Origin of the sequence: Aeromonas sp. 2692-1 (assembly GCF_013085505.1) — a bacterium.
GTDB lineage: Bacteria > Pseudomonadota > Gammaproteobacteria > Enterobacterales > Aeromonadaceae > Aeromonas > Aeromonas hydrophila.
Window position 1 is genome coordinate 3,324,843 of the sequence record NZ_CP038513.1, and the last position, 11,958, is coordinate 3,336,800.

The 11,958-nt window shown below is 64.5% G+C and carries 11 protein-coding genes and 1 pseudogene; 5 read left to right on the top strand and 7 right to left on the bottom strand.

Features of this window, described 5'->3' with window-relative positions:
• The 5 genes and pseudogenes from E5E97_RS15685 (at position 1) to E5E97_RS15705 (ending at position 4,923) form a co-directional block, all read left to right on the top strand.
• Complete coding sequence (locus E5E97_RS15685) at positions 1-1,248, top strand: response regulator (protein ID WP_171280528.1); 1,248 nt, start codon at positions 1-3, stop codon at positions 1,246-1,248.
• Positions 1,249-1,251: 3 nt separating this feature from the next.
• Positions 1,252-1,850, top strand: a pseudogene (locus E5E97_RS15690) (GNAT family N-acetyltransferase).
• Positions 1,851-1,934: 84 nt separating this feature from the next.
• Positions 1,935-2,708, top strand: a complete 774-nt coding sequence (gene cobB / locus E5E97_RS15695) for a Sir2 family NAD+-dependent deacetylase (RefSeq protein ID WP_102988812.1) — start codon at positions 1,935-1,937, stop codon at positions 2,706-2,708.
• A gap of 89 nt (positions 2,709-2,797) precedes the next feature.
• Positions 2,798-3,274, top strand: a complete 477-nt coding sequence (locus E5E97_RS15700; RefSeq protein ID WP_171280529.1) for a hypothetical protein — start codon at positions 2,798-2,800, stop codon at positions 3,272-3,274.
• Positions 3,274-4,923: a diguanylate cyclase gene (locus E5E97_RS15705; RefSeq protein WP_171280530.1), complete on the top strand. Its 1,650-nt coding sequence runs from the start codon at positions 3,274-3,276 to the stop codon at positions 4,921-4,923. The genes E5E97_RS15700 and E5E97_RS15705 overlap by 1 nt, the downstream gene beginning before the upstream one ends.
• Before the next feature lie 95 nt (positions 4,924-5,018).
• On the opposite strand, the gene E5E97_RS15710 is transcribed toward E5E97_RS15705, so the two are convergent.
• From E5E97_RS15710 to E5E97_RS15740, 7 genes are all read right to left on the bottom strand, one after another.
• Complete coding sequence (locus E5E97_RS15710; RefSeq protein ID WP_171280531.1) at positions 5,019-6,023, bottom strand: substrate-binding domain-containing protein; 1,005 nt, start codon at positions 6,021-6,023, stop codon at positions 5,019-5,021.
• The gene (gene rbsK, locus E5E97_RS15715; RefSeq protein ID WP_024945246.1) at positions 6,023-6,955 is read right to left on the bottom strand and encodes a ribokinase; all 933 of its coding nucleotides are present in this window, start codon (positions 6,953-6,955) and stop codon (positions 6,023-6,025) included. Before rbsK ends, E5E97_RS15710 begins: the two co-directional genes overlap by 1 nt.
• 107 nt (positions 6,956-7,062) lie before the next feature.
• Positions 7,063-7,938, bottom strand: coding sequence for a ribose ABC transporter substrate-binding protein RbsB (rbsB, locus tag E5E97_RS15720; protein ID WP_010634030.1), 876 nt, complete (start codon positions 7,936-7,938; stop codon positions 7,063-7,065).
• Positions 7,939-7,959: 21 nt separating this feature from the next.
• Positions 7,960-8,925, bottom strand: coding sequence for a ribose ABC transporter permease (rbsC, locus tag E5E97_RS15725; RefSeq protein ID WP_011706157.1), 966 nt, complete (start codon positions 8,923-8,925; stop codon positions 7,960-7,962).
• Complete coding sequence (gene rbsA, locus E5E97_RS15730; protein WP_171280532.1) at positions 8,922-10,454, bottom strand: ribose ABC transporter ATP-binding protein RbsA; 1,533 nt, start codon at positions 10,452-10,454, stop codon at positions 8,922-8,924. The genes rbsC and rbsA overlap by 4 nt, the downstream gene beginning before the upstream one ends.
• 18 nt (positions 10,455-10,472) lie before the next feature.
• Positions 10,473-10,892: a D-ribose pyranase gene (gene rbsD / locus E5E97_RS15735; RefSeq protein ID WP_171280533.1), complete on the bottom strand. Its 420-nt coding sequence runs from the start codon at positions 10,890-10,892 to the stop codon at positions 10,473-10,475.
• A 205-nt stretch (positions 10,893-11,097) separates the two neighbouring features.
• Positions 11,098-11,715: a glutathione S-transferase family protein gene (locus E5E97_RS15740; protein WP_171280534.1), complete on the bottom strand. Its 618-nt coding sequence runs from the start codon at positions 11,713-11,715 to the stop codon at positions 11,098-11,100.
• Positions 11,716-11,958: the final 243 nt, after the last annotated feature.

Here is an 11,958-nt window from a genome sequence, read left to right on the forward strand (position 1 = left end):
ATGATCATCACAGATGAAGAGTTACTGGCGTTGCTGAACTCGGAAGAGACGGACGAGCGCCTGTTTCACCCCGTGACCATCTACGCCCTGGACGGGGTCGCCTATCGGACGGCAAAGGCCGTCGAGCTGCCCGAGTTCGCCACCTTGCGCCGTACCCGCCCCGATGCCTGCTGGCAGTGGGAAGGGTTGTTTGCCGCCGGTGCCATCGCCCTGTTTGATCCCGACTCCCATGTGGGAGCTGACTATCTGCCGCAGCTGACGGCGCTGGCCGAGGGTGTCTATCGCCTCACCGATGACTGGCTGGCGGGGGTCAATGGTCGCTACCTGGCGTGGCAGGAGTGGCTGGCCCAGACCCAGGTGCTGTTGCTGGAGGATCACCCGTTTCAGGGGGCCCACATCCAGCAGGAGATCAAGGGGCTGGGGGTGCCCTGTCAGTGGGTGCAGGATGGCAACGCCTGCATCAAGGCGCTGGCCGGCGGCGAGGTGAAGCTGCTGGTGAGCGATCTCAGTCTGGTGGAGCAGGATGCCATCAGCCTGCTGATGAGCCAGCCCCAATACCAGCACAGTGGCTTGCCCATCGTGCTGCTCTCGGCCCACGATCAGACTCTGATCGACGGGGCCCGCCGCCTGCTGCACGACGCCGGTTTCAACGTGCTGGCCGCCCTGGCCAAGCCGCTGCTGGCCGACGATCTGCTGCGGCTGCTCAAGACGCTCTATCTGGGGCCGCAGCGTCAGCGCCGCTTGAGCGGCTTGCGCCGCACCATCCGCACCTGGCAGGGAGAAGAGAAAGGACTGCTCGGGCTATTGTCCGATCCCCCGTCGCCCTTGCCCATCTGGCTGGCGGTGACCGGCTTGCCGCCGCGCTGGGAGCGGGTACGCGAGTGGCTGGTCCAGCAGGGCAGGGAGCCTGGCGAGCTCACTCTGCTCATCCACCGGCGCGACCACCTGCTGAGCCAGGCGGAGCGTTTTGCCCTGGTGTTGCAGGCCAGTCTGGCGGGGGCCAAGCTGGCACTGCTGCTGGACAATGATCAGCACATTCCGTTCGACTTGCTGGAGCGGATGCCGCTGCAGCACCTGCTGCTGGGACAGAGTCTGCTGCCCGGGCTGGAAGCCATGACCCCGGACTCCCTGCTGGGGCGCTTCATCAACCGGGCCAGGGAGCTCGGGATCGCCCTCTATCTGGACGATCCCTTCAACCTGCTGGACAGCAACCTGTGGCGCGATCAGGGCGTGGCGGGGCGCTGGTAGACGGTGGCCCGCTATCTCTGCTGGCCACCGGACGAGGCCCGCTTGCGGCGCGCCCTGGCCGGCTGGCTGCATCCTCATTCGCGGGCAGCCCTGCCACTGATGATGGAGGTGGGAGGCATTCCTTGCCGCTTGCAGGAGCTGGCGGGAGCCGATCCCGAGCGGATCAGGGCCGCCTATGGCGAACTCAGCGAGCAGAGCGTCTACCTGCGTTTCATGCGCGCCAAGCAGATCCCGAGTGACGAGCAGCTCGCCTTCTTCCTCGATTACCCCAAGGAGCAGCAGATTGGGCTGCTGCTGACCGACGGTCAGGGGCGACCGCTGGCCCAAGCCCAGTCCATCCGGCGGCGGCTGCACCCGGATCGGGCCGAGTTCTCCTGCATCGTCGCCGATCACTTTCAGCACCGGGGGCGGGGCGGCGCATCCTGCTGGCGCTGGCCTTGCTGGCGCGCGCCGAAGGCATTCGCGAGTGGACGGCGGAGGTGCTACCCCAGAATCGCCCCATGCTGGCGCTGCTGCGCGGGCTGGGCTTGCCGCTCACCCTGGTGACAGGGCGGGAGCTGGTGTTCGTGCGACTCGATCTGAGCGTGCTCGACACCCTGTAACCGCGTCATAAGACCAAGGGCGAATAGGCCGGTTTTTCACCCTGTGCTAAGGTCAGCCAGAGAGGTCGTCAGAGGGAGTCAGTCATGGTGCAGTCAGCGAAACACATCGTCATTCTTACCGGTGCCGGCATCTCGGCCGAGTCGGGCATCAAGACCTTTCGCGCCTGTGACGGTCTGTGGGAAGATCACAGGGTCGAAGACGTGGCGACGCCGGAGGGCTACGCACGGGATCCCGCCCTGGTGCAGGGCTTTTACAACTCCCGCCGCCACCAACTGCAGCAACCCCACATCCACCCCAATCCGGCTCACTATGCGCTGGCCAGGCTCGAGCGCCTGCTGCCGGGCTGCGTCACCCTGGTGACCCAGAACATCGACAACCTGCACGAGAGCGCCGGCAGCAAGAACCTCATTCACATGCACGGGGAGCTGCTCAAGGCGCGCTGCCCGGGCTCGGGCCAGGTGATCGAGTGGCGCGGCGATCTGCAGCAGGAGGAGCTGTGCACCTGCTGCCAGTTTCCCCAGCCGCTGCGCCCGCACGTGGTCTGGTTCGGCGAGATGCCGCTCGGGCTGGATCGCATCTACAGCGCGCTGGCCCAGTGCGATCTGTTCATCTCCATCGGTACCTCGGGCGCCGTCTATCCGGCGGCCGGTTTCGTGCACGAGGCGGGATTGAACGGAGCCCACACCATCGAGCTCAACCTCGAACCGAGCGAAGTGGGCAGCCAGTTTGACGAGAAGCGCTACGGTCCGGCCTCGTTGCTGGTGCCGGCCTACGTGGATGAGCTGCTGCAAAGCTGTGGCGTCCACCAACCAGCGCAGATCGAGGGCCACAACTGGATGGAGATGCGCGGTCCCTGAGCTATTGTGCGACTGGACAGTTGCAATGAACCGGTGAAATCGCCACACTGGCAGCCACAAAAAATGGGACGCAGTTGGCGCAAATTACCATGACCGCAGTAAAGCAATGGATCGCTTTTTTCCTCCTGATGCTGGCCAGTGCCGGCGCATCGGCCTCGATCCCCCTGATGACTCTGGTGCTGCCAAGTGGCCAGCAAGTGACCCTCGATGAGGCGGCCCTGTCCGCCTTGCCGCAGACCGAATTCACCACCACCACCCCCTGGACCCAGGGCGCCCACCACTATCGCGGGCCGACCCTGGCGGCCGTGCTGGCGGCGCAAGGGATCCTGGATGCCCGCAAGATCGCCGTCTCGGCCCTCAACGGCTATCAGCAGGTGGTGGATCTGGCCCTGTTCGACGGCGTGCCGCTGACCCTGGCGCGCCAGGAGGACGGCAAGCCGCTGACCCGGCGCAACAAGGGGCCGCTCTGGCTGCTCATTCCGTTCACCACCTATCCCAAGCTGGACGTGCCCGCCATCCACAACTGCATGGTGTGGCAGGTGACCCGCATCGAGATCGTCGATTGATGGGGCTATCCCGCCACAAACTGCTGTTGGTTGCGGTGTCGCTGCTGTTTCTGCTCTCCTCGGGCAGCAGCCTCTATCTGCAGCATCGCCAGGAGCAGCTGGTCGATACCTTCTACCGCAATATCCACTGGAACATCAGCCAGGTGATGCTCGAATCCCAGCGTTTCCTCTACGATCTGCAGCTCTATCGGGCCGGCCGGCTGACGATGGAGACCCTGAGCCTCGATTACGATCTGCTGTGGAACCGGCTCGATATCTTCCTCATCAGCAGTGAAACCGCCGAGGCGCGCCAGCGGCACGGGCTTGGCAAGGCGCTGGCCAGACTGTTCGAGCAGATCAAGCAGCTCGAACCCCAGATGGAGGCCGGTGCGCTGCGCGAGGGGGCCGAGCTTGCTCGCTTGCAGGAGACGATCACCAGCCAGACCCACCTCATCGAGCAGATAGGGGATCAGATCCTCTCCGGCCAGGAGCGGGAGCGCTCGGTCAGCCAGATCCGCAGCAGCCTGTTCTGGCTGCAGATCTGGCAACTGATCCTGTTGCTGACCGGCGGCGCCCTGGTGGCTGCCCTCATTCGCGCCAATCTGGCGAATCGCCGGCTCGCCCTGCTCGATCCCCTGACCCGGCTTGGCAACCGCCGTGCCCTGCAGGAGCAGCTCTCCCGCGCCCTGCATGCCGGCGAGGCGAGCGCCCTGGTGGTGCTCGATCTCAAGCGCTTCAAGCAGGTCAATGATCTGCTCGGTTATCAGGTCGGAGATCGGCTGTTGCAGACGGTGGCCGACAAGCTGCAGCAGGCACACGGTGGCCATGCCTACCGGCTCGGTGGCGACGAGTTTGCAGTGGTGTTGACCCGTGCGGATGGCGCGCTGGAGACTCGCATTCATGAGCTGGTGAACCTGCTCCATTTCGAGTTCGTGACCCGGGAGTGCAGCTTCGATCTGGCCTGTCGGCTCGGGGTGGCCAAGGCGCAGCAGCAAGATGCCGGCCGGCTGCTGGATCAGGCCATCCTGGCCCTCAATCAGGCCAAACGCAGCCAGGAGGGGGACATCTGCTGGTTCGAGCCGGCCATGCTGCAGCAGTTGCAGTTGAGTCAGCATCAGCTTCACCAGCTGCGCGACTGGCTGGCCGGGCACGAGCCTGCGCCGCTGCGAGTGGCGTTGCAGGGGCTGACGGACGGGCAGGGCAACGACCTGTGGCAAATGACGCTCTACTGGCGTGAGCAGGGGGCGCCCTGCCAGATGCGCTGGCTGCAGGAGTGCGGCGTGCTGGGGCCCGTGCTGGCCCGGCTGCTGCAAGCGCACGAGGCGCAGCATGCCGATGGGCGGGCGTTGTTGCTCCCGCTCGACAACCAGGCCCAGCTGGCCCATGTCGTGGCCTATCTGCCGGACTCCTCCCGCAGGCCGCTGGTGCTGCTGGTGCCGATGTTGCAGCCGGATGCAGCCTTGCTGGCGGGGTTGCGGCAGCAGGGTTGCACCCTGGCGCTCAGAGACATTGGCAGCGCCACCCCGGCCCAGCTGGCGGCCGGCTGGCCTGTCCGTTACTGGTTGCCAGATGACGCAGAGCACAGCGAGCTGTTGCAGCCGCTGGCCCGGCGACTGGGGTTGGTGCAACTGCAGGTGCTGGCGGGCGGTGAGGCAAGGCAGCTGGCCTGAGCACAAAGAGTGGTATTGAACCGGCCAGAGACAACACGCAGCAAGGCGACCCCAGGGTCGCCTTGCGCTTTTATTGCAGGTATTGCAGGTGAATGTCAGGGGCGGGGGGCGCAGGAATCCCTGATCACCAGGTCTGGGTCGACGGTGATCAGATGATCCGCCACCGCCTCGCCATTGATGCGCGCCAGCAGCCGGGTGACGGCGAGGCGGCCCAGCTCCTCTTTCGGCTGATTGACGGTGGTGAGCGGCGGCGACATGAATTCGGCCAGTGCCACGTTGTCATAGCCGACGATGGAGAGATCGCGCGGGATCACCAGTCCCGCCTGATGAGCGGCGCTGATGGCCCCCATCGCCATCATGTCGTTGCAGACGAACAGTGCGCTGGGGCGCTCGGGCTGCGCCAGCAGGCGGGTCATCGCCTGGTGGCCGCTGGCGCAGTCGAAGTCACCCTCCTGGACCCACTGTGGGTTGACGGTGAGCCCGGCCTCCTGCATCGCCTGCTCGAAGCCCGCCTGACGCTGGTTGGCGGGGGCGCGGCTGTGGGGGCCGGTGATGCAGCCGATGGCGGTGTGACCCAACCCCAGCAGGTGGCGGGTCGCCAGGTAGCCGCCACGATGGGAGTTGTCGGCGATGAGGTCCACGTCGGCGCTCTCCATCCCCCAGTCCATCACCACCACTGGCAGGCTCTTGAGCCAGTCGAGCTGGTTGAACACCTCCTGCTGCCCCTCGCTGCACATGATGAGCAGGCCGTCGACCCGCTTGCGCAGCATCATCTTGAGGTAGGAGAGCGCCGTCTCGGCTTGGCCCTCGGTGTTGCCCAGCATCAGGTTGTAGCCCTGCTCGAAGCAATAACGCTCCACCCCGCGCACCACCTCGGCGAAGAAGGGGTTGCTGGAGGTGGTGACCAGCATGCCGATACTGTTGGTCTCCTTCACCTTGAGGCTGCGGGCCACCAGGCTCGGGGCATAGTTGAGCTCGCGCATGGCACTGAAGACCCGCTCGCGGGTCTCCTCGGCGACGAAACGGGTCTCGTTGATGACGTGGGAGACGGTGGTGGTCGACACCCCCGCCAGCGCCGCCACCTCCTTGATATTGGCCATCAGTGCCCCTGCGCAGTCTGCTCAAGCAGGAAGGCGTCGACCTCCTGCTTGCTCGGGATGGAGCTCTGGGCACCAAACCGGGTGACGGAGAGTGCTGCGGCGCCGTGGGCAAAGCGTACGGCGGCGTCAAAGTCGGCGCCGGCGAGCTCAGCCGCCAGCAGGGCGCCGTTGAAGGTGTCGCCGGCCGCCGTGGTGTCCACCGCCTTGACCCTAAAACCCGGGATGAGCGCTTGTTGCTGCCCCTTGCTGCAATAGACCCCTTGCGACCCCAAGGTGATCATCACCTCGCCGATGCCCATCTGGTGGAAGCGGGCAGCCGCCTCGGCTGCGCTCGCCTCGTCGGTGACCTTGACGCCGGTCAGCAGCTCGGCTTCGGTCTGGTTGGGGGTAATGAGGTCGACCAGTGCCAGCAGCTCGCTTGAGAGCGGGCGAGCGGGGGCGGGGTTGAGCACCACCCGGGTGCCGTGGGCTCGGGCCAGGCGGGCGGCTTCCAGCACGCTCTCCAGCGGCACTTCCAGCTGCAGCAGCAGAGTGTGGGCGGCGGCGAGCATCGCTTCATGGCTTTTCACCACGGCCGGGGTGAGGGCGCCGTTGGCTTCGGCGGAGATACCGATGCTGTTCTCCCCCTCATCGCTCACATAGATGATGGCAATGCCGGTGGGGAGCTTGGGGTCGAGCTCGACGGCGCTCACGTCGATGCCGTCTTTGGCAAAGCCGGTCTTCATCTGGTGGCCGATGGCGTCATCGCCGATGCGGGCGATAAAGGAGACTTCAGCACCTAGCCGAGCGGCGGCCACCGCCTGGTTGGCGCCCTTGCCACCGGGCACCACTTGATAGCTGTGGCCGGTCAGGGTTTCACCCGGGCGAGGAAAGTGGGGAACGCGCAGCACGTGGTCTGCATTGACACTGCCCAGAACGACGAGACGATTCATGTTGAGTACTCCTGATGCATCTTGGCATGGACACGAAAGCCGGATCCAGGCCGGGAGGCACCGTAAAGCTTGAGTGAAAAGGGGGAGGCGAACCTCCCCCCGTCAACTTACTTGCTGACCACTTGCAGCGGAACCGGGATGGATTTTTCCACCGGCTGGCCCTTGAGCACCTTGTCGGCGGTTTCCACGCCGATGGCGCCGATCAGGGCGGGCTGTTGGGCCACGGTGGCGGCCAGTTTACCCTTGGCCACGGCGGCCTTGCCATCGTCGGTGCCGTCGAAGCCGACGATCATCACCTCTTTGCCGGCGGCCTGCACGGCGCGGATGGCACCCAGCGCCATCTCGTCGTTTTGGGCGAACACCGCCTGCACGCTCGGGTGAGCGGCCAGCAGGTTCTCCATGACGTTCAGACCCTTGGTGCGGTCAAAGTCGGCGGGCTGGGAGGCCAGCACTTCCAGCTTGTTGGCGGCCACGGCTAGGGCAAAGCCTTCGCCGCGGTCACGGGCGGCGGAGGTACCGGCGATCCCTTCCAGCTGGATCACCTTGGCACCGGCACCCAGCTTCTGGGTGATGAAATCGCCGGCCAGTTTGCCACCCGCCACGTTGTCGGAGGCGATGTGGGCCTTGACGTCACCCTGCGCCGCGCCGCGGTCCAGGGTCAGCACCGGGATGTTGGCCTTGTTGGCGAGGCGAATGGCGTTGCCCACCGCTTCGGAATCGGTCGGGTTGATCAGGATGGCGTTGACCTTGCGCACGGTGAGATCTTCCATGTTGGAGAGCTCTTTGGCCGGGTCATTCTGGGAGTCCAGCACCACCAGCTCGTAGCCAAGCTCCTTGGCCTTGGCTTCGGCCCCTTCCTTCATGGTGACGAAGAAGGGGTTGTTGAGGGTGGAGACCACCATGGCCAGAGTGTGATCGGCGGCCTGGGCGGTGCCCAGCACGGACATGATGGCGGCAGCGAGCAGGGTATTGAGCTTTTTCATCATTTCATTCCTTGTGTGTGCTTACTTGCTTTTGTTATCGATCATCACGGCGAGCAAAATCACGCTGGCCTTGGCGATCATCTGGTAATAGGACGATACGTCGAGCAGGTTGAGGGCATTGTTGAGGAAACCGATGATCAAGGCTCCGATCAGGGTACCCATGATGCGGCCCTTGCCCCCCATCAGGCTGGTGCCACCCAGTACCACGGCGGCGATGGCATCCAGCTCGTACCCCATGCCAGCGGTCGGCTGGGCGGAGGAGAGGCGGGAAGTGACGATGAGCCCGGCCAGTGCCGACAGCATGCCGCACAGACCATACACCGCGAGCTTCACCCGGTCCACATTGATGCCGGAGAGGCGGGTGGCCGATTCGTTGCCGCCCAGGGCATAGATGTAGCGACCCAGGCGAGTGTGGTTGAGCATGAACCAGGCCAGCAGGAAGACGATGGCCATCAGCCAGATGGGCACCGGCAGACCGAACAGGTAACCGGTACCCAGCCAGGCGAAGTGATCGGCGCCGTCACTGAAACCGGTGGAGATGGGGCGCCCCTCGGTATAGACCATGGTGACGCCGCGCAGGGCGGTCATGGTGACCAGGGTGGCGATGAAGGCCTGTACCTTGCCCTTGGCAATGATGAGGCCGCTGATGCCGCCAAGCAGGGCGCCGGCCCCCAGGGTGAGGGGGATCACCAGGGCAATGGGCAGCTCCATGGCGACCATGGTGGCGGCCAGGGCGCCGCACAGGGCCAGTACCGAGCCGACCGACAGATCGATGCCAGCGGTGAGGATGACCAGCGTCATGCCGACCGCCATGATGGCGTTGACCGAGGTCTGACGCAGGATGTTGAGCAGGTTGTCGGCGGTGAAGAAGTTGGGGCTCAGGAAGGAGACCACGCCGATCAGCACCAGCAGCGCCACCAGGGATTTGTTCTCGATCCACCAGGCCTTGCTCATGACGCCGCGGCGGGAAAGGGTTTGGGTTGTCATTGTGCTGCCTCTTGCTCTGCTTGCCACTGTTTACCGACTGCCGCTGCCATCAGCTTCTCCTGATTGGCATCGCGGGTGTTGAATTCTGCGCTGATGCGCCCTTCGTGCATCACCATGATGCGATCACTCATGCCGAGCACTTCCGGCATTTCGGAGGAGACCAGGATGATGCTCATCCCCTCCTTCTTGAACTGGTTGATGAGCTGATAGATCTCCTTCTTGGCGCCGACATCGACGCCGCGGGTCGGCTCGTCCAGGATCAGCACCTTGGGCCTGGTCAGCAGCCCCTTGGCGATGGCCACCTTCTGCTGGTTGCCGCCGGAGAGGAGCTTGATCAGCTGATCCTGACTCGGGGTCTTGATGTTGAACAGGCGCACATAGTCGCCCACCGCCTGGCGCTCGGCCTGACCGTCAATCTTGCCGTGGCTGATGAACTCGCCAAGGGCGCACAGGCTCATGTTTTCGCGCACCGACAGCTCCAGCACCAGGCCATCGCCCTTGCGATCCTCGGAGATGTAGGCAATGCCGGCGGCCAGGCCATCGGCCGGGCTCTTGGGGACCAGTGCGTGGCCATCCACGGTAATGTCACCGGCGCTGATGGGGCTGGCACCGTAGATGAGCTTCATCAGCTCAGTGCGGCCGGAGCCCATCAGGCCGCTGAAGCCCAGAATTTCACCCTGACGCAGGGAGAAGCTCACTCCGCGCACGCCGGGACCGGCCAGATCCTTGACCTGCAGGCTGACCGGGCCGAGCTCGCGGGCGAGGCGCGGGTACTGCTCTTCCAGCCGGCGACCCACCATCATCTCGATGATCCCGTCTTCGTCGAGCTCGCTCACCGCCTGCTCGCCGATCCACTTGCCATCGCGCAGCACGGTGACCCGATCACAGATCTCGAAGATCTCCTTCAAGCGATGGGAGATGTAGACGATGCCGCAGCCCTGCTCACGCAGCTCGCGGATAACCACGAACAGCTGCTCGGTCTCGGTATCGGTGAGGGCATCGGTGGGCTCGTCCATGATGATGACGCTGGCATCGAACGACAGCGCCTTGGCGATCTCCACCATCTGCTGTTCGCCGATGGAGAGATCCCCGAGCCGGGTATCCGGGCCGTGTTTGACGCCAAGTCGTGCCAGCAGGGTGCTTGCCCGTTCGCGCAGCTGCTTGTGGTCGATGCTGCCAAAACGGGTACGGGGTTCGCGGCCGAGGAAGATGTTGGCGGCAATCGACAATTCCGGCAGCAGGTTCAGCTCCTGGTGGATGATGCTGATCCCCTGATCCTGGGAGTCGCGGGGGCCCTTGAAGTGAACCGGCTGGCCGCGATAGCTGATGTTGCCCGCATCGGCCTGGTAGATGCCGGTCAGTACCTTCATCAGAGTGGACTTGCCGGCGCCGTTTTCGCCGAGCAGGGCCATCACCTGGCCCGGATAGACCTTGAGGCCCGCCTCATCGAGGGCGCGCACCCCGGGGAAGGTCTTGACGATCCCGGAAAGAGCCAGAATGGGCGAGGGGAGCATATTGGCGTTGCTCATAGCTGCTTCCTTGGGAATTTAAAACGCCACACCGGCGCAGAGAATGAGGTTGGCGTAGGGGGTCACCTCGCCGCTGCGCACGATGGCCTTGCTCTGGCGAGAGCGGGTTTTGAACTCCTCGTGCAGGCAGTATTCGATGGTGATGGGCTTGCCCTGGGCGGCGGCGTGCGCCTCCAGCTGATCCACCAGCGTCTGATGGGCAGCGGGGCTGATCTGCTTGATCTCGCTTGCCATGATCACCTTCTCCACCACCAGGTCGGTGAGCAGGGCGGTCAGCACGGTTTCAAGGCTCGGCGTCCCCGCCATCAGCGCCAGATCGATCCGCTCCGGGCCTGCCGGAATGGGCAGGCCGGCATCGCAGACGGTGATCTCGTCGGTGTGACCCATCCGTGCCACCAGGGCACTCAGGGGAGCATTGAGCAGTACGCCTCGTTTCATACAGCACCTCGGCAGGCTATGCCCGCGTATCTGATGTTAGCTAGGCAACCGGTTACGCAACCGGTTGCGTCATGAATTGGAAGATAGGCGCTCAGGCGGTTTTGATCCACCAAGAGATGGCAGAAATGTGAAAACGATCTCAATGGCGAGGGGAAAGCGGGGAAAAACAGGTGCCAGAAGAGCACTGGCACCTGCAACGAGAGGATTAAAGGGCGAGCCCTTGCTGCACGCCGGGGCGTGCCAGCATGCGCCGATAGTGATCCGCTACCTTGGGAAACTCGCTGATGGCCACCCCGTCGCCCTCGAGCCAGCTCGCCACCACGAACAGGTAGATGTCGGCCAGGCTGAACCGTTCCCCCAGCACCCAGGGGCCGGCCAGATAATGGCGTTCAATCTCGGCAAAGCCCTCGCGCATGTTGTGCGGTACCTTGGCCTGCATGGCGGCGATGGCCTGCGGGTCATCGGCCCAGCGACTGCCGCGCCGGCCATGGGCATGGGCGACGTGCACAGTGGCGGCAAGAAAGCCGTGTACCTCTTGCATCCTAGCCAGCAGGAAGGGGTCGTTCAACGGCGCCAGCCCGGCATTGGGAAAACGCTGCGCCACATAGAGCAGCAAGGCCGGCGTCTCGGTGAGCACGCCCCGCTCGGTCACCAGAGCCGGCACTCGGCCTTTGGGGTTGATAGCGAGATAGGCAGGGGAGCGCTGCTCGCCGGCCGCCAGATCCAGCTGCTTGATCCGGTGAGGGGCACCGGCTTCGGTGAGGGCGATACGCACGGCCATGGCGCAGGTACCGGGCGCAAGATAGAGGGTCAAATCAGACATGAACATCTCCTTGTGAAGCGCGTACCCCTGTGATCCCGGGTAGGGCGGGACGCGCAAAAAAATCCGCACTGTCGCCTGGCATCCTACGCCCCTGGTTGCCGTCGGCCAAGGAGGGGATCCTGGCCTGGACTATGGGGGCTGATGAAATCAAAGGCTTTTTGAGCGCAGCCGCGCGGGAAAAACGGCTACGCATGCCGGGTCAAATCGCTATAATGTGCTCCCTGAATAGCAGTTTTTCGGATG

Bases quoted from the DNA above. Each gene is read 5' to 3' on its own strand.
- cobB (WP_102988812.1), top strand. From the start codon at position 1,935: ATGGTGCAGTCAGCGAAACACATCGTCATTCTTACCGGTGCCGGCATC.
- rbsD (WP_171280533.1), bottom strand. From the start codon at position 10,892: ATGAAACGAGGCGTACTGCTCAATGCTCCCCTGAGTGCCCTGGTGGCA.
- E5E97_RS15700 (WP_171280529.1), top strand. From the start codon at position 2,798: ATGACCGCAGTAAAGCAATGGATCGCTTTTTTCCTCCTGATGCTGGCC.
- rbsB (WP_010634030.1), bottom strand. From the start codon at position 7,938: ATGAAAAAGCTCAATACCCTGCTCGCTGCCGCCATCATGTCCGTGCTG.
- rbsK (WP_024945246.1), bottom strand. From the start codon at position 6,955: ATGAATCGTCTCGTCGTTCTGGGCAGTGTCAATGCAGACCACGTGCTG.
- rbsC (WP_011706157.1), bottom strand. From the start codon at position 8,925: ATGACAACCCAAACCCTTTCCCGCCGCGGCGTCATGAGCAAGGCCTGG.
- E5E97_RS15685 (WP_171280528.1), top strand. From the start codon at position 1: ATGATCATCACAGATGAAGAGTTACTGGCGTTGCTGAACTCGGAAGAG.
- E5E97_RS15740 (WP_171280534.1), bottom strand. From the start codon at position 11,715: ATGTCTGATTTGACCCTCTATCTTGCGCCCGGTACCTGCGCCATGGCC.
- E5E97_RS15710 (WP_171280531.1), bottom strand. From the start codon at position 6,023: ATGGCCAATATCAAGGAGGTGGCGGCGCTGGCGGGGGTGTCGACCACC.
- rbsA (WP_171280532.1), bottom strand. From the start codon at position 10,454: ATGAGCAACGCCAATATGCTCCCCTCGCCCATTCTGGCTCTTTCCGGG.
- E5E97_RS15705 (WP_171280530.1), top strand. From the start codon at position 3,274: ATGGGGCTATCCCGCCACAAACTGCTGTTGGTTGCGGTGTCGCTGCTG.